This window comes from Chryseobacterium potabilaquae (assembly GCF_902728265.1).
GTDB lineage: Bacteria > Bacteroidota > Bacteroidia > Flavobacteriales > Weeksellaceae > Chryseobacterium > Chryseobacterium potabilaquae.
In genome coordinates, this window is record NZ_CACVBR010000002.1 from 197,659 (window position 1) to 218,735 (window position 21,077).

At 33.0% G+C, this 21,077-nt stretch carries 17 protein-coding genes; all 17 read right to left on the reverse strand.

What is annotated here, in order from left to right; all coding sequences use genetic code 11:
• Nucleotides 1–8: 8 nt before the first annotated feature.
• On the reverse strand, nucleotides 9–665 hold the full coding sequence (locus CHRY9293_RS02175) for a LuxR C-terminal-related transcriptional regulator (protein ID WP_162031398.1): 657 nt from the start codon (nucleotides 663–665) through the stop codon (nucleotides 9–11).
• A gap of 826 nt (nucleotides 666–1,491) precedes the next feature.
• On the reverse strand, nucleotides 1,492–3,195 hold the full coding sequence (locus CHRY9293_RS02180; protein WP_162031399.1) for a fibrobacter succinogenes major paralogous domain-containing protein: 1,704 nt from the start codon (nucleotides 3,193–3,195) through the stop codon (nucleotides 1,492–1,494).
• A gap of 41 nt (nucleotides 3,196–3,236) precedes the next feature.
• The gene (locus tag CHRY9293_RS02185; RefSeq protein WP_162031400.1) at nucleotides 3,237–3,857 is read right to left on the reverse strand and encodes a hypothetical protein; all 621 of its coding nucleotides are present in this window, start codon (nucleotides 3,855–3,857) and stop codon (nucleotides 3,237–3,239) included.
• Between the two features lie 857 nt (nucleotides 3,858–4,714).
• Nucleotides 4,715–6,328, reverse strand: coding sequence for a thiol-activated cytolysin family protein (locus tag CHRY9293_RS02190; protein WP_162031401.1), 1,614 nt, complete (start codon nucleotides 6,326–6,328; stop codon nucleotides 4,715–4,717).
• Between the two features lie 141 nt (nucleotides 6,329–6,469).
• On the reverse strand, nucleotides 6,470–7,426 hold the full coding sequence (locus CHRY9293_RS02195) for a protein-glutamine glutaminase family protein (protein WP_162031402.1): 957 nt from the start codon (nucleotides 7,424–7,426) through the stop codon (nucleotides 6,470–6,472).
• Nucleotides 7,427–7,638: 212 nt separating this feature from the next.
• The gene (locus CHRY9293_RS02200; protein ID WP_162031403.1) at nucleotides 7,639–8,604 is read right to left on the reverse strand and encodes a protein-glutamine glutaminase family protein; all 966 of its coding nucleotides are present in this window, start codon (nucleotides 8,602–8,604) and stop codon (nucleotides 7,639–7,641) included.
• A 460-nt stretch (nucleotides 8,605–9,064) separates the two neighbouring features.
• Nucleotides 9,065–9,724: a protein-glutamine glutaminase family protein gene (locus tag CHRY9293_RS02205; protein ID WP_162031404.1), complete on the reverse strand. Its 660-nt coding sequence runs from the start codon at nucleotides 9,722–9,724 to the stop codon at nucleotides 9,065–9,067.
• Nucleotides 9,725–10,046: 322 nt separating this feature from the next.
• Nucleotides 10,047–10,697, reverse strand: coding sequence for a protein-glutamine glutaminase family protein (locus tag CHRY9293_RS02210; protein WP_162031405.1), 651 nt, complete (start codon nucleotides 10,695–10,697; stop codon nucleotides 10,047–10,049).
• 134 nt (nucleotides 10,698–10,831) lie between these two features.
• Nucleotides 10,832–11,725, reverse strand: coding sequence for a C1 family peptidase (locus CHRY9293_RS02215; RefSeq protein WP_162031406.1), 894 nt, complete (start codon nucleotides 11,723–11,725; stop codon nucleotides 10,832–10,834).
• 132 nt (nucleotides 11,726–11,857) lie between these two features.
• Entirely contained in the window at nucleotides 11,858–12,751 is an 894-nt protein-coding gene (locus CHRY9293_RS02220) for a C1 family peptidase (protein WP_162031407.1), read from the reverse strand.
• Nucleotides 12,752–13,092: 341 nt separating this feature from the next.
• Nucleotides 13,093–13,218, reverse strand: coding sequence for a hypothetical protein (locus CHRY9293_RS18860; protein WP_262686213.1), 126 nt, complete (start codon nucleotides 13,216–13,218; stop codon nucleotides 13,093–13,095).
• A gap of 1,290 nt (nucleotides 13,219–14,508) precedes the next feature.
• Nucleotides 14,509–16,101 (reverse strand): thiol-activated cytolysin family protein, encoded by a 1,593-nt coding sequence (locus tag CHRY9293_RS02225; protein WP_162031408.1) that lies wholly within the window; start codon nucleotides 16,099–16,101, stop codon nucleotides 14,509–14,511.
• 141 nt (nucleotides 16,102–16,242) lie between these two features.
• Nucleotides 16,243–17,199 carry a protein-glutamine glutaminase family protein gene (locus tag CHRY9293_RS02230; RefSeq protein ID WP_162031409.1) on the reverse strand — a complete coding sequence of 319 codons (957 nt, stop codon included), beginning with the start codon at nucleotides 17,197–17,199 and terminating at the stop codon, nucleotides 16,243–16,245.
• Nucleotides 17,200–17,510: 311 nt separating this feature from the next.
• The gene (locus CHRY9293_RS02235; protein WP_162031410.1) at nucleotides 17,511–18,233 is read right to left on the reverse strand and encodes a protein-glutamine glutaminase family protein; all 723 of its coding nucleotides are present in this window, start codon (nucleotides 18,231–18,233) and stop codon (nucleotides 17,511–17,513) included.
• 256 nt (nucleotides 18,234–18,489) lie between these two features.
• Nucleotides 18,490–18,738: a hypothetical protein gene (locus CHRY9293_RS02240; RefSeq protein WP_162031411.1), complete on the reverse strand. Its 249-nt coding sequence runs from the start codon at nucleotides 18,736–18,738 to the stop codon at nucleotides 18,490–18,492.
• Between the two features lie 372 nt (nucleotides 18,739–19,110).
• Nucleotides 19,111–19,863 carry a protein-glutamine glutaminase family protein gene (locus CHRY9293_RS02245; RefSeq protein ID WP_162031412.1) on the reverse strand — a complete coding sequence of 251 codons (753 nt, stop codon included), beginning with the start codon at nucleotides 19,861–19,863 and terminating at the stop codon, nucleotides 19,111–19,113.
• A gap of 168 nt (nucleotides 19,864–20,031) precedes the next feature.
• The gene (locus tag CHRY9293_RS02250) at nucleotides 20,032–20,922 is read right to left on the reverse strand and encodes a C1 family peptidase (protein ID WP_162031413.1); all 891 of its coding nucleotides are present in this window, start codon (nucleotides 20,920–20,922) and stop codon (nucleotides 20,032–20,034) included.
• Nucleotides 20,923–21,077: the final 155 nt, after the last annotated feature.

The window sequence follows — 21,077 nt, forward strand, 5'->3', positions numbered from 1 at the left end:
GTAAAATATTATTCAAATTCATTTCCGTGGCTCATATATACTTTATGTTTATTATGGAAATTGATAAGCTCAGCCAAAGAATTGATTTGAAGTTTCTCAAAAATGTGTTTTTTATAAATGCTGGCAGTTGATTGATGAATTTGCAGTAGATTAGCAATTTCCAACATTCCATTTCCTTCCACTAAATAATAGAAAACCTCTCTTTCTCTCTCTGACAATCTCTCTAGGGAAGTATAAGGATGCATATTTCCTCCTTTCATCTTATGGATTAAATCATGGAATAATTCCTGTTGATAATAAAACCCCATACTAAAAATAGATTGTAAAGCTTCCCGTAATTGTTCCTTTGTAGCTGATTTATAAAGATAAGCTTGCGCTCCTCCACACAAATAAGGAATGATCAAATCCTCATTACTCTCTGTAAAAACCATGATTTTAAGATCGGGATTAAGCCCTTTTAATTCGCGTATAATAGGAGCAAAAATATTTGAGAATATTTTAATCTCCAAAATCAGAAGGTCATATTGATTATATGTGATTTTTTCTAAAAGACTTTCTTTGTCTATAACGTGCTCAACAGCAATATCCGGATTAATACATTTTAATATAGATGTGATTCCTTTTACTGTTACATAATGATGATCAGCAATAAGTATTTTATTCATGCTTCATACCCTTTTTAAGTTTATATTGATGCTTATTTACTTCTTAGTATTATAAGATATCTTCTGCTTTCGCATAAGTATTCATGATATTGAATACATTCCAGATACTGATCCTAGAGCAGAAGCTCTATTGGTGAATAGCTGCTAATGCTTTACTATCATTAATGAATGTTGGAGATAGACGGGAGAATGATCTACCGAGAGAAATCCGAGGATATACCATTTCTTTTCCCATATTAGCTGATGAATTAAAGATCGGATTAGAAGAGGTATCTATGAAGTAGAACTATTGATTACTACTTGATTTAATACTATTGGTAATTCTTATTTAGCCATTATAGTACCTTACTGACAGTATAAAAACGACAGTAAGTACATTTTTTTATAGATAAATTTATTTTTCATATTTTTTATGTTTGGGATTATTTACTACAAAATAGCAGAGATCAATCATCCTATATCCAATTCATATAGCTACCTGAATATGTATTTGTACTATTGAAAACCATATTTGGTTATTTTATAACAATAAAATTTTATTTAGTAGAGAGAATGAAGAATGAATAAAGATGGGCTCACCCGTTACTATAATAAGTTATGAGATCGTAAATATCTTAACCTGCCTGAGCTACTTTTCCCTATTACGACCTGCCCATATGCAATGATCCAAAAAGCGTAAGAGGTAATGCATTATTGTTTTTTTCATTGCTATGAAATATAATAAGATAAAAGAGATCCAAGGACTAAGGGTCGTCATATAGCCCTTGGAAAACTCAATTACGATGAAAATTTACTTTTCTATCTTTTGATTTTTAACAAATAATTTTTATTCTGCTATACAGCGGATGGCGGTTCCATTAGATTTGAAAGCTGCTGCACTACTTAAGGTACTATTAGTAAAGCTAAGCGAAATAGCAGCAGTATCATTATTGGGTGTACTACTAAAATAGAAGCCCCCATACCCAAACTCATAAACTGCCCCATCGAAAGAAGTTCTTCCACGGACTCCACTCGCCGGCAAAGTTAGTTTATTAGACGAACAAGTAAGCACCAAGGCCGAACCTTCGTATGTATAAGTATTTAGATTAGTCGCCCATGTTCCTATACGACTTGGTGTATTGTTGTTAATTAAGGTACTCCATTCTGTATTTGTTGGCACACGGAATCCTGAAGGGCAAGGATCATTGGCTGTATTTTTAATAGGAGAAAATTCTGTTCCCAAATTCCATGAAGTAGCAGCTATAGAATTATTACTATCCCAACCAGGCTGGGCACCTAAACTTGTACCTGTACCTCTTACTGTATTTCTTCCCCACTGATAATAATTACCTATACTATTTATAGTAGGTGTGTCAGGATTATTTGTATCCGCTCCGATATTAGATCTTTTCCAAGCTTTACTAGAACCACACATTACGACTGTATCAGGATTAGAAGGATCAGGACCTCCACCCCCAACAACAGTTCTCGTAAAAGAACAAACTTGCTCTTGAAAAGTAAAAACAAAAATTGCTGTTCCTGAATTAATAGTTTGGCCGCTAATATCAAATATTAATTGATGATCACTCATTTGACCTGCTCTCAAAGTAGCAACTAACCCCAATACTTGACCATCCGAAGGAATTGTTTGACTCCCGTAAGTTCCAGTTCCTCCGGTAAATGGAATAGTAGTATAATACGTACCTGGGTATAAAGGAGGATTCAAACTTTGAGGAATATTGGGATTTGCCAGAGGATAATGTATAGCTCCACTACAGTTTAGCACAACCGGAGATGATGCCGGCGCAACCGTCACTTGTAAATCACAACTTTGTCCTCCGAATAAAATCGCAAAATGTGCTGTACCCGAATTCGCAGGCGTACCCGAAATGGTATAAGTTAACGTACCATTTCCATTCGCCAAAGTACCCGCTTGTAAAGTAGCAGTAAGCCCCGTTACATCTGTAGATGGAATAGCTGTTCCTGCGGAATAAGCTTCTCCATTACCTCCGGTATAAGGAACTTGTACACTTACACTGGAAGCAGCGACCCCTTGCGTAAGGGTTCCTGTAGTGGTAGGTTGTAAACAATTAAGTGCCGTAATCACCGGAGGGTTTGTTTGGGAACACAAATTATCTCTCAGAGGTCTCCATGTTCCTCCTTCAATATTCTCAGATGGATTGTCATAATACCAAAACCCTCTACATAATTGTCCTTCTGTATTCCCTACTAAAGCCTTCTCACCATTAGCAGTATTAAAAACTATAAAGCCGTCATAGTAATATGGATAATTGTTTGCCAAACCGTTAAATGGTCCTTGGGAAAAAGCATTAAACTTAGTTAAATCTGTTCTTGGAAATAATAACCCTTTACCTATATTAGGGGTCAAATTAGTTTCAGGGTTGGAAGAAGCATCAATAAATGCTGAACTATTAAATGCTACCGGAAGTTGATTACTATTCACAACTCTCACTTGTCCATAACAATAACTTACCAGCAGTAAAAGAACCAACGGAAGTATTTTTTTTATATTAATAAATTTATTTTTCATTTTTTGGTATTCTTATGTGTTAATATATTTTTAAATTCTTACTAATATCCTGTCACCCAGTCCCATGACCCTGTACCAGTTCCTCCTATATACAGCAGTATACCTGATGCTCCGGCCTGCACTTGCATTGTTGAAGTATTGTTAGGTACAGGATAAATATCGATGTTACTCGATCCGGTATTGGATACATAGATCTTTTTACCTACCGCAATTCCGGATGTAGGAAGGGTTAAAGTGTGTCCGGAAGTAGTAATTCTCAACTTAATATAATCATCAGTTGCTAAAACTGTATAATCTGAAGTCTGCTCCGCTGTTACATTAAAAGAGGCTGAAGCTGAATTTCCTCCTACAATTTTCCACTTGGAAACAGAATTGTCATAGTAATAAAACCCCGATCCGATAATATCAGAGGTTTTCCCTGAGGATCCCGTGCCTGAGGTAACAAATACGAGTACTCCATCTTGAGAAGCACCATAAGCAGCGTCTTTAGCTGCAAGCTGTGCTACCGTGAAGCGAGGAACCAATACTCCGTCAGGGGAATTTGCAGAAGAAGTTCCTACAATATCTAATGTAGACTGGGGAGTCTCTGTATTTATTCCCACTTGTCCTAACGCAAATGCGCTCATTAATACTGTCATCGCTGTAATAAATTGTTTTTTCATTTTTTAAGTATTTTTTATTGTGTTTTTAATTAAGCCATATACTCGAATTTCCTTCTCTACCTTTTTAAGGCTAGAGCAAATTCCTTTCAATATTAATTAGGTTTTGATTCCATCTACTCTAGATGACGAAGAGTAGTAATAGGAGGAAAATAATCATCGTTTATTAACATTAATTTTATACCAAGGACTCAATAAAAGCCCTTGGATAAAAAATCAATTACGAGGAAAATCTATTTATTTTGTACTATTTATTTCATAAACAGCGCTAGAAATACCCTACAAACAAACCTAATTTTAAAATTCAACTTGTAATAGACTTTACAATCTATTATATTCAAATGATTATTTCCATCATCATAATCAATCCCTATTTATCCTACACCATTCAACTATTACCCTCAAATTTTCCGGGTTATTTTCTAAATAATTTAAAAATCGTATCCTTATTTTTTGGCATTCATTTCCTATGAGTAATAGAAAAGCAGTGAGTAAGGGATATTTATTTTATGTAAAACACATTTACAATCTTTTTTTTCACACCGCTAAGGTATAGTGTATTTCAAATTCAAAATGAATGGATGCGATGAAGTGATTGTAAAATTACAATGACATCTAATATTTGATTACAAAATATGTGGTGTCTTATTCTTAATAAGAAGAAAAAATAGAACGTATCGACTGTATAAATAAAAAATCTGGCATACCCTTTTATACATCAACTCCCCTAACAGTTGCCTGCTAGGGGAGTTTTGCATTATGTTGATAGAAAATAGTCACTATAACTATCTTTTAAATGGTAAAGTTCAGTAAATTTTACTCTCCTTTTCATTTTACCATTCCATTTATATCAGCCTTTACTATTTTCTTTTTATTTCCACGACAAGAGCATTATTTCTTATATCTTTTGTGGCATTCAGTATGGCTGCGCCTCCTCCATTAATACCGTCTTTATCTTCCGCAGGTTTTGCAATAGTTGTTTGGATGTCTTTATAATTATCAAACAGTTTAGAGCGAACCCCATATCCCATGTTTTGACTTCTATAGCTTATATAAGGATATCTATTATCACGCGTATGATCTTTTTCTTCAAATTTAATATCATCCGCCGCATTCCCTTTATTAAGGTCAATTTCTTTTATCGGACTATTTTTATAGGTAAACTGCCTTAAATTATTATTGTAAGGAAGTTCAATTTTTTCTCCGCTTCCAAGATAATATACACTATGGTTAGAATTGCTTTCTGTTCTAAAAATAATAGGAAGTGTGGCATAATCTACATTTTTTAAAACAAATTTGTAAGTATTGTCCACACAGTTTCTATAGCTTACCGGCGCTGTTACTTTTACAGTAACTGGTAGATTGGATGCAATATTGATGGCAGTATACTCAATAGGGTATCCAGGATTTGTTTTTGAAGTTTCTGCACCGGTCACTATAAAGTTTCTTACCGCATCAAAACTTCCTGCTAACGTACTCATTGAAGATTCTAGTCCTGCTGTAGCACTTCCTCCCAATTGTTTTACATATACTCTGGCATTTTGTAATGTAGAGGCAAAAGCTGCTTTTTGAGAAGCGCTAATAGAAGCTGCCGGATTTTTATAGGCAAAATTGAGCGCTTGTTCAATTTTTGTAGCACTTTCTTCCGATTCATAAACAAGAGTATAAAGTCGTCCATACGTTACCGTTGAAATATACGTTGGTGGATTATCTTGTTTGATATAAGGGGTCAATTGCGCTTGCGGATAACTGCTTTTGATCCATCCGTCATTCCCTTTTAACCCTGTTTTTGCATGAACAGAAACTTGGAAAAATTTTTGCTTAAGAGTAACAGCATAGTATGTTTTATTTTTATTGAAATTAAAGCCAAAATTAGTCCCTCCATCAAGACCTGCCGTGCCTGTATACCCTATATTAAGAGCTAATTGTAGCTGCTTACTACTAAATGTTCTTTGTATATCAATACTATAGTTAGCCGGAAAGCTGGTTCCTGAATCATAATAACTATTGATAATTTGTCCCAGAGCATTTTGTACTTTTCCCGGAGTAGGATTGTCTATAACTCTGGAGCTACGAACACGAGAGTTTGAAGAAAATGCATCTACTTTTACTTCAATAGGATTTCTTCCTTGGTCACTAATAGGAATAGTGGCCAATTGACCTGTTTTAATCGTTTTTCCTTGGATAATATTGCCGGGCCACATCAATTCAGCACCCGTCCCAAGTCTTGTAAAACTATCAAAAGTTTTTTGTTGATTTTCAGTGATTTCCTCACAATTCGAAGCATTTTTACCGGAATAGCTCGACGAATTATTATTTATTTTTGTTTTGATTAATTGAGTAGCCGGTCCATCATAGATACTCCCTGGTTTTGACGAGTTTTGATCAGGGCTATTTTCTTCTAAAATGTGCTCATCCTTGCAACTACATAATAAAACGACAATTATAATTCCTACCGAAAAATTGAATTTCATTTTTTTAATGTTTTAAATTATTACTATTCTAATATTCTTTATTGTATTATTTAGCTTAATAAATGTTTTAAATAAGACATGATGATCAATAGAAGTCTCCTAGATTTGATTTTACAAAATATAGGAGACTGATTTTTAATTTTAATCTCTCCTATGTCTATAACTATTTAAGGTAGCTGTTGTTTTTTCATAGCAGTTATCATAAGATTGAGTATATCTACCCCCCCTAACCTTGTGTAGTAGATAAGATTTACTTGAGGTAGTAAAGGCCGAGGCTATCTTATAAGGCATTCTCTCATTATAATTCATACCACTTTTATTAAGACACTTATCCTCCCACTCTTTCACAGACATAGGTGTATCTTGAAAAGCAGGATCTATTACCATTTTATAACCATTTGTAAGCTTTACCGCTATAGTTACATGCCACCCCCATCTAATTGTTTTATTACCACTTTTTGCTCTTAGATTACCAAATAACCAAATTTTCTCACATTTGTAACCATAGTTTTTTAATATCTGTCTCATTCTATGAGCTCTCGCATAACATCCATCTGTCCTATACTCAAAGTTGGGAATTCCCCATGAATAAGCAGTAAAACCGTTATTACGTTGAACCGGAGTTCGCTTATAGCTGCCTGCCTTCGACAGTAAACTCGCAAAGTTTTTTATTTGGCCCAAGTTACTAAAATCTTTAAGGCCCTTATAATCAGCCTCAGGACAATCATATGAACGACGAGGATAGGAAGAGTGTGCTACCTTCGCACTAGTAATCGAATTATTATTAATAGAAATTGAAAGCGAACTTTCATTTTCTATCGCTTTATCTATTATTTCTACATATTTTTTATTTTGTTCAGTATCTGATATTGTATAAACTGATGTCTCTTCATCAAACAATACATCATAAGCATTATTTACTTTATTAATACATATAGGAATCATTTTTTTGTTATGCTCCTGACTAACTTTGCTACTTAATACTGATTCCATATTAGGATTTGCATCAAAAGATTCATTCATATCCCTATCCTGGTTACAAGAAGTCACTGTTGCCATTACCAAACACATGGCTGCTAAAAAAATTGTTTTTTTCATTGTTTTAAAAAATTTTAAGTTATTTTATATTCTTACTATTTGGCTCAATTAGCCTCAGAAATCCGAAAATACTTTCCTTTCCCCGATTACAGGAAGTTATTTTATTCATTAGAAAGCATGTGAGCGCTAAAAAAGTCGTTTTTTAATTGTTTTATAATTTGTATTCCTCATAAGGTTCAAGGAGACAGATTCTTACTTTCTTAATCCATCCATTAATCCTTCTTACTATTATATTCCCTTAACAACTTCGTTGTTTCTGTATAACAATTATCATATTGTCGAGTAACATTAACACCATTCCCTCTTTTTGATACGTTTGCAAGTGTATAACAATTACTTTCTGTAGTAAAAGCTGAAGATATTTTATAAGGCGGTTTAAATCCTCTCGGTAGCCCAGTAGTATTTAAACATTTAGCTTCCCAATCCCCCACAGTCATCGATTTTTTTTGAAAAGCAGGATCTATTACTCTCTTCTGGCCATTTGGAAGCGTTAATGCTATAGCAACATGCCATCCCCAATTGATCGCTCTCCCATTCTCAGTGATAGCTCTTAATCTCCCAAACAACCAAATTTTCTCACATTTATATCCCTTATACATTAATAACTGTCTCATTCTATGCGCTCTTGCATGGCATCCGTTTATTCTATATTTAAAGTTGGGTAGTCCATTTGACACGAACTGGTTATTATTGATTGACTTCACTGCAATACTCACATATTCCGATCTTTTCGAAAGCATGTTCGCCAGCTGATCTACAGTAGCAAGACTAGATACACCCGACAGATTGTTATAGCCAACTTCATTACAAATAGGTTGAGCAACATATACAGCGTGTGAGTCTTGTACATTAGTAATTGAATAATTATTACTCGTAATTAAAAGCGCTTTCTCTCCAATTGCTCCTTTTATTTTATTGAGATATGCTGCATTTTGTGGAGTATCTAAAAGGGTGTAAAGAGAGTTATCATCATCAAACAAAATATGATACTCATTATCCACTTTATTAATATTGATAGGAATTAGACTCCTACTTTCTTCCGTATCAGCTCTATTACTCAACGCAGATCCTATATTAGAATCCATATGAGCTGGTTCATTCAGGTCTCTATCCTGATTACAGGAAGTTGTTGTTGTGATCACTAAGCACGTTAGTGCTAAAAAAATTGTTTTTTTCATTGTTTTAAAAATTTTAAGTTATTTTATATTCTTACTATTAGCCCCCAACTACTTCCAGAAATTCGAAAATACTTTCCTGCCCCCGATTACAGGAAGTTATTTTGTTCATTACAAAGCATGTGAGTACTAAAAAAGCCTTTTTAATTGTTTTATAATTTGTATTCCTACATAAGACTCTATTAGTTTCAGAAATTTGAAAATACTTTCCCTCTCCTGCGATGGATTATGATCACAGGAGAATCTAAGATTCAATACATATAATGATTAAAGTTTAGAATGGGGGAAGTATTTTACGTGTACTTCTACCCTATAACATTCATTAAAAGAAGCTGGTACAAGGGAGTAGATTCTCTTTTGGAGTAACTCATTGGTAGAATTTCCAAAAAAAACGTCATCAAATCTCCTCCTTAAAAGTTCATTACTTGGAATACTATTGTATTATACATACAGAATAAGAATTCTAACGGGCTGTAAATCCTCCCATACAATGGGTTACATTAACAGGGATACCATTCCTAACACTATTTACAATAGTATTTATCACACAATCAGTTGCCGTATAATTATTATCCGTAGTATACTGACCTGTTCTTCCAATTTTATGAATATCTCCTGAAGGAGCATATCGAGAAGCATCCGTAGTCTCCATAACCACTACTTGATTATTATATGCTTTGCAAGCTTGCACCCACTCTTCCTGAGTAATGGGCTTCTCGTATAGTGAAGGATCTAGAACATAATTATCTATCTTTAGAGCAACATGATATGACCAACCATTTTTTAATTGCCTACCTCCTCTTTCCTTATAAACCCAAACTTTTGCCATATTCCTTACTCCCTTTTTTTCCAATAACTGCTTCATTTTATGGGCTCGTGCGAAGCAACCCTCAGCAGTATATCCAAAAGGAATATTGCTACTTGTTACCGTACGATAGTTATCCCATGCCACGTGATTGTTTGAAGGATGATAAGCACTATAAGCACTACGGGAAGTCAGATTGGAAGAAATAGTTGTATTTACATTTGAACTTGCGCTTATGGCATCATCTCTATCCTGATTACAAGAGGTGAATGTGGTCATTAAAAGCCCCATGATGGCTAAAAAAACTGTCTTTTTCATTGTGTTAAATTTTAAATTGTTTTTATTATATATTTAGTTTTATTGTTGTATAAATTTGAAAATACTTTCCCTCTCCTGCGATGGATTATGATCACAGGAGAATCTACGATTCAATACATTATAATGATTAAAGTTTAGAATGGGGGAAGTATTTTTACATGTACTTTTACCCTATAACATTCATTAAAAGAAGCTGGTACAAGGGAGTAGATTCTCTTTTGGGATAACTCATTGGTAGCATTTCCAAAAAACGTCATCAAATCTACTCCTTAAAAGTTCATTACTTGGAATACTATTGTATTATACATACAGAATAAGAATTCTAACGGGCTGTAAACCCTCCCGGACAACCGCTTATATTAACAGGGATACGATTCGCTAAACTATATAGAATAGTATTTATCACACAATCAGTTGACTTATAACTATGATCATAAGAATACCGACCTGTTTTTCCAAACTTATGAATATCATCTGCAGGAGCATAGCGAGAAGCATCCGTAGTCTCCGTATCCACTACTTGATCCTTATATGCTTTGCAAGCTTGCACCCACTCTTCCTGAGTAATGGGCTGCTCATATAGTGAAGGATCTAGAACATAATTATCTATCTTTAGAGCAACATGATATGACCAACCATTTTTTAATTGACCTCCTCCTCGTTGCTTATAAACCCAAACTTTTGCCATATTCCTTACTCCCTTTTTTTCTAATAGCTGCTTCATTTTATGGGCTCGTGCGAAGCAACCCTCAGCAGTATATCCAAAAGGAATATTGCTACTTGTTACCGTACGATAGTTATCCCATGCCACGCTATTGTTTGAGGGATGATAAGCACTACGGGAAGTCAGATTGGAGGAAATAGTTGTACTTACATTTGAACTTGCGCTTATGGCATCATCTCTATCCTGGTTACAAGAGGTGAATGTGGCCATTAAAAGCCCCGTGATGGCTAAAAAAATTGTCTTTTTCATTGCGTTAAATTTTAAATTGTTTTTATTATATATTTAGTTTTATTGTTGTATAAATTTGAAAATACTTTCCCTCTCCTGCGATGGATTATGATCACAGGAGAATCTAAGATTCAATATATCACAAGGATAAGAGTCTAAAAGGTAGGAAGTGTCCCGTCCTTTACTTCTGCCGTATAGCACTCATTAACAGGGGAACCTTGTCCTAGAGAGCTTCTTCTTTGGGTAAATAAATCATAGCTTATCCAGAAAAAGCCATTATCAGCAAAATTATTACCAAAGGAGTTCATCACTTTAAACGCTCTTCTATTATCATCATATCCTACTACACAAACTGCATGCATAGGGGTAGCGAAAGCATTAAAGGACTCACAAGATGTTACAGCCCAACCTGTTGAAGCACTGATAAGACCAAAGGAAGAATTCATTGGCACACTTATAATAAGTGGAAAGTTATTTGCCAAAAGTGTTTTAACCTGTTGAAGATTCGTATTATCTACTGTTGCCCACTTTGTCAATTTATGAGAGCTTGCTAGATTTCTTTGAAATTGAGAAGGAGCAAAAGAACATTGTCCTTGAACATAAGGCATTTCCTCAATACTACAAGCCCCTGAGCTTACTAATGTATTTAATCCATTGATGATTCCCGGAGTAGTAGTACAAGATCCATTATTTATTTGGTTGTATACATATCTAGGGCTTCTAGGTGACGCATTAGAATTGATGAAGTTACGTTCAAGAATCGTTGCAGCAGCATATGTGGTAGACCAAGCTACGCAAGATTGATCTGTCCCTTGATTACCAGCTGATGGGAGATAAGGAATAGTATAATTTGCGCGAGTAGGAGAACCATATTGTCTTAATAAAGCATTGCCATCTACACTATTACTAGCACCTCTAGAAGTGCTTTCATTATATTGTTTACCTGGATTCATTGACAAAGAACCTTGGCTTTCATCCCTATCTTGATTACAAGAAGTTACCGTTGCCATTACAAGACCTGTGATTGCTAAAAAAATTGTTTTTTTCATTGTGTTAAATTTTAAATTGTTTTTATTATATATTTAGTTTTATTGTTGTATAAATTTGAAAATACTTTCCCTCTCCTGCGATGGATTATGATCACAGGAGAATCTAAGATTCAATATCATAAGGATGAAAGTCTAAAAGGTAGGAAGCGTTCCGGCTTTTACTTCTGCCGTATAACATTCATTAACAGGCGAACCTTGTCCTAGAGAGCTTCTTTTTTGGGTAAATAAATCATAGCTTATCCAGAAAAAGCCATTATCAGCAAAATTATTACCAAAGGAGTTCATCACTTTAAACGCTCTTCTATTATCATCATATCCTACTACACAAACTGCATGCATAGGGGTAGCGAAAGCATTAAAGGACTCACAAGATGTTACAGCCCAACCTGTTGAAGCACTGATAAGACCAAAGGATGAATTCATTGGCACACTTATAATAAGTGGAAAGTTATTTGCCAAAAGTGTTTTAACCTGTTGAAGATTCGTATTATCTACTGTTGCCCACTTTGTCAATTTATGAGAGCTTGCTAGATTTCTTTGAAATTGAGAAGGAGCAAAAGAACATTGTCCTTGAACATAAGGCATTTCCTCAATACTACAAGCCCCTGAGCTTACTAATGTATTTAATCCATTGATGATTCCCGGAGTAGTAGTACAAGATCCATTATTTATTTGGTTGTATACATATCTAGGGCTTCTAGGTGACGCATTAGAATTGATGAAGTTACGTTCAAGAATCGTTGCAGCAGCATATGTGGTAGACCAAGCTACGCAAGATTGATCTGTCCCTTGATTACCAGCTGATGGGAGATAAGGAATAGTATAATTTGCGCGAGTAGGAGAACCATATTGTCTTAATAAAGCATTGCCATCTACACTATTACTAGCGCCTCTAGAAGTGCTTTCATTATATTGTTTACCTGGATTCATGGGCAAAGAACCTTGGCTTTCATCCCTATCCTGATTACAAGAAGTTAATGTTACCATTACAAGACCTGTGATTGCTAAAAAAATTGTTTTTTTCATTGTGTTAAATTTTAAATTGTTTTTTATTAATTATATGTTTACTATTATTTCTAATTAGACTAAATTAATTTTATAAATTAGAAAATACTTTCCCCCTCCTGCGATCACCTGTGATCACAAGAACATTTAAGATTCGATAAGTTGTAAGGATTGGAGATGAATATGTTGGAAGTGTTCCGGATATTACTTCTACTCTATAGCATTCCTTAACCAGGATATCCTCTCATAGGAATCTCTTGGAATAAGTGTATTATAGTCTATCCCCAAAGCCATTATTATGACATGACGTAGGAGCTCCCTACTTCATAATAATGCGTATTAATAATGTACAATATGGTTATTTATACTCCAGAAATGAGTCGATGATAATGCTTACCTTCATGGATTGTTAATGAATCGAAGCTTACACTATTTTCTTGATTGTTACAAGAATTGAAAAATACTGCTAAAAATAATTTTTTCCCCATTGTTATTTTTTTTAATATTATGATAATTGTTAAACCTTTTTTTAAGTTCTTAATAATATAAGATAACTCTATACTTAATTTATTATATTGAACTACTCATTCCTTAGGATTTGTAATTCAATTAAAAATTTATTGTATTTAATATCTAATAAATTCCAGAACTAAAATAAAATGATAATGAAATATAGGAATACTATATCTTGTAATTATATATTTCTAATGAACTAAAAATCATTTAGAAAATAATATATAAGAAGAGCATGATATCTTTGATAAAAAATTACTATTGCTCTTATTCTTTTTCTCTATCATTTGTATTGCAAAGTAACAACAATAATCCAACCCACCCAACATAAAATTGAATTAAAACCATAAAAATGACAAATGTCATAAACTATTCTCAAAGATTTTAAGATAAAAATGAATTAAATTCACTTTTACGTGGAAAAAAATGTAATACACACATTACAAAAACAGAAAACATTAAATGACAGGAATACAAGTACAATATTTACAAGAAATGAAAATACTCTATTACAAAGTTAAAAAGTAAAAACAAGAGATAACTACGAAAGATTTTATACTTTCAAAGGATAGAAATTGAGAAGAAATATACGCAAAAGCGCTTGATATCTACAAAGATATCATATCAAAAATGTATTGTTGTAATTCTAATTACAACGTCCTCACTTATCAACAAATTTTATACCAAACTCAACATTTCGAAACTGTTGAATTTTATAAAAATAACTTAACTACAAAAAAACAACACTTTGAGAAATAAGAAATTTGAAGCGATGTTCTACCATCAGAAAAAATTCGAAATTTGATCTCATTCTTTATTATTTTCCAGAAAAAAGTATAAATATAAAAATTGAAGGACTCCTTTAGAGTGAAAATTAAGAATATTGAATGTATATTTTTGAATGCTTATACATAAGAATTAAAACCTACGTTACTATTAAAGTTAAGTAAATATTAAACTTAAAACAAAACATACTGCTATAAAACGAAACCAATGCATCGAAAATACAGTTTAATTCCCCATACAACCCTGAAAGTAATATTGAAATCCGCTTTTATAGCTTTAATTGAAAAAGGCTCGGATTTTTTATAATCCCAGCCTAATTAATAGATAAAATGAAAACATCGAAATGATAGACAAAAGTCCAAAGAAAAATTCCTTTGGATTTTAATAGAAATAAAATCCCCTCTCAGATAACTGCTAGGGGAATTTTGGATTTTGTTTTATTAAAACTTCATATCAACAAATATGGAAAATAGTGCCTTTTATAATTTTGAATTATCCTTGATTTCAATCATAATAGCATTATTATTTTCATCTTTTGAATTTTTCAATAATGCTTCTGGCCCATTTCCATTATTATTAATACCGTCCTTATCTATGGCGTTTTCTACGTTGACATCTCTTATATTTTGATATCGTTTAAAAATTTGATGTAAACGATCACCTCCTGCACTCTTAGATACATATTCAATAGTAGGTTGACGATCATAGTATGGATACTTTTTGTGAAAAACAATATCATCCGCTTTACTATCACCATTTAGAGATATTTGTTCCACTACTTTCCCATCATACATAAACCCATCACGATTTTCATCGTACGGAAATTCAAGTAATTCTCCAAATCTCAAATTATACCTCAAACGATTATCATTATTAACCTTTAAAGGAAGCATAGCACTATAATTATTTTTCAATATAAGCCTATATGAAGGTTTGATATTTACACTTCCGTTTACCTTTTTAGTTACAGGCAAGCATACCTTACCCGGAGCTGTATTTATAGCTGTATATTCTATAATTGCCCCCATATTATCTTTTGAAACAACCGAACCTTCTAGTATATTATGCTTAACATTCTCAAAATCATTTCCAATCGCAGCCATCCCATGAATAGGACTCCCTCCAATTTGCTTTACATATACATTTGTATTTTTCAAAACATTTTGATGCTCCATACTAAGGTTTCCTTTTAATAATCCTCCTGTAGTAGGGTATAAAGCACTAAGAGTTGCACTTAGCGCAGATTCAGTAGCATCTGATTCATAGATCAAAACATAAAGTCGTCCATATGTGACCGTCTCAATAACAATAGGATTTTCGTTTACATGTGCATTGGGTTTAACCCAACCTCTATCTCCTTTAAAATAAGGTTTATCACAATCTACTGAATAACTAAAATATTTTTGTTTAAGAGTAACAGCAAAATATGTTTTATTCCTTTTAAATTTAAAACCCAATTTACTACTTAAACTCCCTAAGCCCGTATACCCGATATCTAATGCGGTATTCATTTGTGTATCATCATAGATAGCGTTCATTGTTATTTTATAATTCGCGGGAAAGGATGTTCCTGATCTAAAATATTTGTCTAATAAATTTCCGAGTGAATTTTGCACACTACCCTGATCCGGATTTTGTATTAATTCAGCTCCTCCACCATTTTCATTTACATTAACAGCATCAATTTTAACTTTTATACTATTTCTTTGTTCATTAGGCAAAGGAACTGCCGCCATATTACCAGAAAAAAATGTTCTGTTTTGAATAAAACTTCCTGGCCATAATAAATGCTGTCTTGAAAAACTGGTAAACGAACCAAATGTTTTGTTATAATCATATCTCTTAACACGACGTCCCATCATTCCCTTACCGTTTCTACCGAAGCGGGCATATGAAGTATCATCTAATAATGTTGTTGCTCTTAGCTCCGTAGCCGGTCCATCATAGATAAATTCATTTTTTGCGTCTAATGAAGACGAGCTGATGTCTTTGTTTTCTTCTGATATTATTTCATCGTTGCAACTAACAAGTGTCATTACTAACACGAGAGCCGCCGAAAAATTGAATTTCATTTTTTTAATGTTTTAAATTATTACTATTCTAATATTCTTTATTGTATTATTTAGCTTAATAAATGTTTTAAATAAGACATGATGATCAATAGAAGTCTCCTAGATTTGATTTTACAAAATATAGGAGACTGATTTTTAATTTTAATCTCTCCTATGTCTATAACTATTTAAGGTAGCTGTTGTTTTTTCATAGCAGTTATCATAAGATTGAGTATATCTACCCCCCCTAACCTTGTGTAGTAGATAAGATTTACTTGGGGTAGTAAAGGCCGAGGCTATCTTATAAGGCATTCGCTCATTATAATTCATACCACTTTTATCAAGACACTTATCCTCCCACTCTTTCACTGACATAGGTGTATCTTGAAAAGCAGGATCTATTACCCTTCTATCCCCATTTGGAAGCTTTACCGCTATAGTTACATGCCACCCCCATCTAATTGTTTTATTACCACTTTTTGCTCTTAGATTACCAAACAACCAAATTTTCTCACATTTGTAACCATAGTTTTTTAATATCTGTCTCATTCTATGAGCTCTCGCATAACATCCATCTGTCCTATACTCAAAGTTGGGAATTCCCCATGAATAAGCAGTAAAACCGTTATTACGTTGAACCGGAGTTCGCTTATAGCTGCCTGCCTTCGACAGTAAACTCGCAAATTTTTTTATTTGGCCCAAGTTACTAAAATCTTTAAGCCCCCTATAATCAGTCTCAGGACAATCATATGAACGACGAGGATAGGAAGAGTGTACTACCTTCGCACTAGTAATCGAATTATTATTAATAGTAATTGAAAGCGAACTTTCATTTTCTATCGCTTTATCTATTATTTCTACATATTTTTTATTTTGTTCAGTATCTGATATTGTATAAACTGATGTCTCTTCATCAAACAATACATCATAAGCATTATTTACTTTATTAATACATATAGGAATCATTTTTTTGTTATGCTCCTGACTAACTTTGCTACTGAATACTGATTCCATATTAGGATTTGCATCAAAAGATTCATTCATATCCCTATCCTGGTTACAAGAAGTCACTGTTGCCATTACAAAGCACATGGCTGCTAAAAAAAATGTTTTTTTCATTGTTTTAAAATTTTAAGTTGTTTTTATTAAATATTTATTTTTGTTGTTAATTTTTATTTTTAATTAGAATAAATTAATATTAAAACCAAAAGCAATTCTCCCTCACATGTTAATCTTATCAAATGTGCATCAAAGAATCGATACTTTAAAGATGTAATTGAATGTAGTATGGAAAGGAATTTTCAAAGATTCCAGCTTTTATTTTGTTGTATAACATTTGTTAACAAAAACTCTGTATGAAGGAGAAATTACCTTGGTAAATAAATGAATGAATTTTTATTTTATCCGCGATCACATTAACGAGCCATAAATCATCCTGTGCAACGAGCTATATCAATCGTACTATTAGGATCATGCCTCACTTTCCTCCTCCAATTTTCAAAATTATTTTTAATCGTGGTTAGTACGCAAGTAGTAACTCCATCAAAGTATGCCTTATTACTAATCGAATAAAAGCTATAATTATTAACTTTATCCTCCGCATTCCAAATTCTTTTCCCCGACTTATCTACCTTTATCTTAGGAGCATAATACTCAAGTTTAGAGACGGCAGATTTATTCGATGATCCATTATTACATTTATATGCCCATTCTTGGGGAGTTACAGGTCCGTCGGGAAACAATGCAGGGTCTATCACCATACCGTTCAGTGGATTTCCACCCGATCCCACTACAACCAAAGCCACATGATACTCCCATTTCTTAAGTAAATCACCACGACTATTACCAATCCATATTTTTTTCAGATGAGAAGGATGAATACCATACTTAGCTTGTAAGATCTCCCCCATTTTATGGGCTCTAGCAAAACATCCGTCCTTTTCGTACTTCCATGTAAAAGCTTCGTCAAGTTTGATTGTATTAAAATATTCAGTAAAATGAGTATATTCATTACGAGAAAGCACATGAGCTTCTGTTACGCTTGTGTTTACACTCATACTTACATCATCCAACGAATCATCTCTATCGTGGTGACATGAAGTCATTGTTGTCATGACAAAGCATATAACTGCTAGAGAAAAAATCTTTTTCATTGTGTAAATTTTAATTTGTTTTTATTAAATATTCATTTTTGATGACGATTTTTATTACTACTTAGAATAAATAAAAATAACAAGCGTAATGATACTTCCCTTCTCCTCGTATTGAACTCTATCAAAGGAGAGGCAAAAAATGGATAAGTCTTAATGATTAAAGTGTAGACGTCGGAAGCGTTCCGGCTTTTTACTATTTTTTACTATGGAGAATAGTATCTATTAAAAATACTTTTATGGAGATAAACTAAGCTATTTAACGAGCTGTAATTACACCTTTAGTAATTCTATAATTTATTTTATTAATTTTATCCGGTATCTTATTAATAAGAGAATTCCTAGAAGCATCTGTAGCGATATCAACAGCATCCCGATCAATAGATTTACAGGCCTCTATCCACATTTCTCTGGTCAAGGGCTTTTGAAATTTTTTCAGTGATGGATCTAGAACATTATTATCAATTGTTTCTTTTCCTTCACCATAACTTATAAATAGCTGTATCATCTTTATACTATTTTCAGGGAAAAAGCTCTATCTAGATTGGAACTCCTATTTTTATCCGTATTATATGAAGTTATCACTATTCTTACAAAGCGCATAGCTGCTAAAAAAATTGTTTTTTTCATTGTGTTAATTTTAATTGTTGATTAATTTATAATTTAGAATATAACCAAAGCAACTCTCCTCTCGGATGGTAATCTTATCAAATGGCTATCAAAAAATAGATGTTTTAAAGATTTATTTGAATGTAGAATAGAAGGGGAATTTTAGAAGGTTCCCACTTTTATTTTGTTGTATAACATTTGCTAACAAAAACTCATTGTGAAGGAGAAATTGCTTTGGTAAATGAATGAATTTTATTTTATCTGGATCGTATTAACGAGCTGTAAATCTTGTACATCCATTTATATTAATAGACTGATCAGGAAGTGATGGATTAAAACCATTAGAAATAGTATTTAATATACAGTTAGTAACCTTATCAAATTTTGATTTATGAGAATATGAAAAATTACCAGGAATATTAAGTGTATAATTGTTAAAATTAGTAATAATGTTAGTCGCTGTCCAATAGTTAACTCCATTCACCCTAGAAATATTTTTAGGAGTGTAACATCCAATATCAGTGGTTGTAACTTGATTATTTGAATCATTAAACCTATCCTTATCATCACGCTTATTACACTTATTTCTCCAGGTTTCCATATCTACTGGAGAGTCAAATAATGATGGATCCATAACCTTACGTTCCCCATCTTGCCCAACTACTACCAAAGCAACATGATACGTCCATTCATTAAGCAAACTACCGTTAGTATTACCAATCCATATCTTTTCAAGTTTAGAATAATCAATATCATATTGATTTTGCAATATCTCTGCCATTTTATGAGCCCTTGCAAAACATCCGTCTCTTTTGTACCGCCATTTAAAAATTGGAGTTTCTTTTATTGTTTTAAAATATCCATTATAGTCTGCATATACATAGCGTGAAACCATATTAGCATCTGCCTTATTTGCACTGACACTCACACTCGCCCCACTAAATGAATCATCTCTATCCTGATTACATGAACTTACTGATGCCATTACAAAAGCCATAGCTGCTAAAAAAATTGTCTTTTTCATTGTGTTAATTTTAAATTGTTTTTATTATATATTTATTTTTTTAAGTAATTTTTATTTCTAATTAGAATAAATAAAAATTATGTTTTGGGTAATATTTTCCCTCTCCTGCTATCGAGAATGTTAGCAGAAAATGTAAGAAATGTTAAATTGTAAGGATTGGAGACTAGATTAGTCCGTTGGAAGTGTATCGGGTTTTATTTCTGCTGTATAGCCTTCTAAAAGAAAAGCACCTGGTGATTTTTCTGTAGGTCCGTGAAAAACATCATATGATATCCAGAAAAAACCCTCATCTCCAAAATCTTTTCCATATGAATTCATTACTTTAAATGCCTTTTTATCATCATCATACCCCACCACACAAACTGCATGTCGAGTCGTACCAGTATTATATACAGGACAATATGTTACAGTCCAATCTGTGTTTTTATTGATACTACCAAAAGAATCAATCATAGGTACACTTATAATAATCGGAAAATTATTAGCCAAAAGCGTTTTCACCAATGCTTTATCTTTAAGATTTACTGTTGCCCACTTGGTAAGCTTATGTAACTTTGCTTGAGCTATTTTGTCTTTAGAAACTTCCTGACTACATTCTCCCGGATTATAAGGCATTTCATCGATACTACATGCTCCTAATTCAACTAACTTATCCAATCCCTCTTTAATCATTGGAGTAGCAGTACATATACCATTATTTATTTGATTATATATAAACCGGGGACTTCTAGCCGGCGCATTACGATCAAAAAAATTACGTTCAAGAATCGTTGTGGCCGCATATGCAGTAGCCCAAGCGACACAAGATTGTTCATTATATCCCTGATTACCAATTGAAGGAAGATGGCGAATAATATGATTAGGTTTAGTAGTAAGTCCATACCTACTTAACATCTTACGTTTAGACACAGGGCGATCAGAAAGTTCGGGACTTAATCGAGAATACATTCCACTTTGAGTTGTTGATAATGAACCTTGGCCTTCATCCCTATCTTGATTACAAGAGGTTATCGTTGTCATGACAAGTCCCGTGATTGCTAAAAAAACTGTTTTTTTCATGTGTGTTATTTTTGTTGTTATACTATTTATTAAATAATTTTTAATCTTTTTACCATTTAGGAACATATTAAAATCTATTTCTTCTATCTAGATCAATGATATATTCCAGAAATTTAAAAATGACAGCGAATTAAAAGAGAATACTATATAGTATA

Bases quoted from the DNA above. Each gene is read 5' to 3' on its own strand.
- CHRY9293_RS02175 (WP_162031398.1), bottom strand. From the start codon at position 665: ATGAATAAAATACTTATTGCTGATCATCATTATGTAACAGTAAAAGGA.
- CHRY9293_RS02180 (WP_162031399.1), bottom strand. From the start codon at position 3,195: ATGAAAAATAAATTTATTAATATAAAAAAAATACTTCCGTTGGTTCTT.
- CHRY9293_RS02185 (WP_162031400.1), bottom strand. From the start codon at position 3,857: ATGAAAAAACAATTTATTACAGCGATGACAGTATTAATGAGCGCATTT.
- CHRY9293_RS02190 (WP_162031401.1), bottom strand. From the start codon at position 6,328: ATGAAATTCAATTTTTCGGTAGGAATTATAATTGTCGTTTTATTATGT.
- CHRY9293_RS02195 (WP_162031402.1), bottom strand. From the start codon at position 7,426: ATGAAAAAAACAATTTTTTTAGCAGCCATGTGTTTGGTAATGGCAACA.
- CHRY9293_RS02200 (WP_162031403.1), bottom strand. From the start codon at position 8,604: ATGAAAAAAACAATTTTTTTAGCACTAACGTGCTTAGTGATCACAACA.
- CHRY9293_RS02205 (WP_162031404.1), bottom strand. From the start codon at position 9,724: ATGAAAAAGACAGTTTTTTTAGCCATCATGGGGCTTTTAATGACCACA.
- CHRY9293_RS02210 (WP_162031405.1), bottom strand. From the start codon at position 10,697: ATGAAAAAGACAATTTTTTTAGCCATCACGGGGCTTTTAATGGCCACA.
- CHRY9293_RS02215 (WP_162031406.1), bottom strand. From the start codon at position 11,725: ATGAAAAAAACAATTTTTTTAGCAATCACAGGTCTTGTAATGGCAACG.
- CHRY9293_RS02220 (WP_162031407.1), bottom strand. From the start codon at position 12,751: ATGAAAAAAACAATTTTTTTAGCAATCACAGGTCTTGTAATGGTAACA.
- CHRY9293_RS18860 (WP_262686213.1), bottom strand. From the start codon at position 13,218: ATGGGGAAAAAATTATTTTTAGCAGTATTTTTCAATTCTTGTAACAAT.
- CHRY9293_RS02225 (WP_162031408.1), bottom strand. From the start codon at position 16,101: ATGAAATTCAATTTTTCGGCGGCTCTCGTGTTAGTAATGACACTTGTT.
- CHRY9293_RS02230 (WP_162031409.1), bottom strand. From the start codon at position 17,199: ATGAAAAAAACATTTTTTTTAGCAGCCATGTGCTTTGTAATGGCAACA.
- CHRY9293_RS02235 (WP_162031410.1), bottom strand. From the start codon at position 18,233: ATGAAAAAGATTTTTTCTCTAGCAGTTATATGCTTTGTCATGACAACA.
- CHRY9293_RS02240 (WP_162031411.1), bottom strand. From the start codon at position 18,738: ATGATACAGCTATTTATAAGTTATGGTGAAGGAAAAGAAACAATTGAT.
- CHRY9293_RS02245 (WP_162031412.1), bottom strand. From the start codon at position 19,863: ATGAAAAAGACAATTTTTTTAGCAGCTATGGCTTTTGTAATGGCATCA.
- CHRY9293_RS02250 (WP_162031413.1), bottom strand. From the start codon at position 20,922: ATGAAAAAAACAGTTTTTTTAGCAATCACGGGACTTGTCATGACAACG.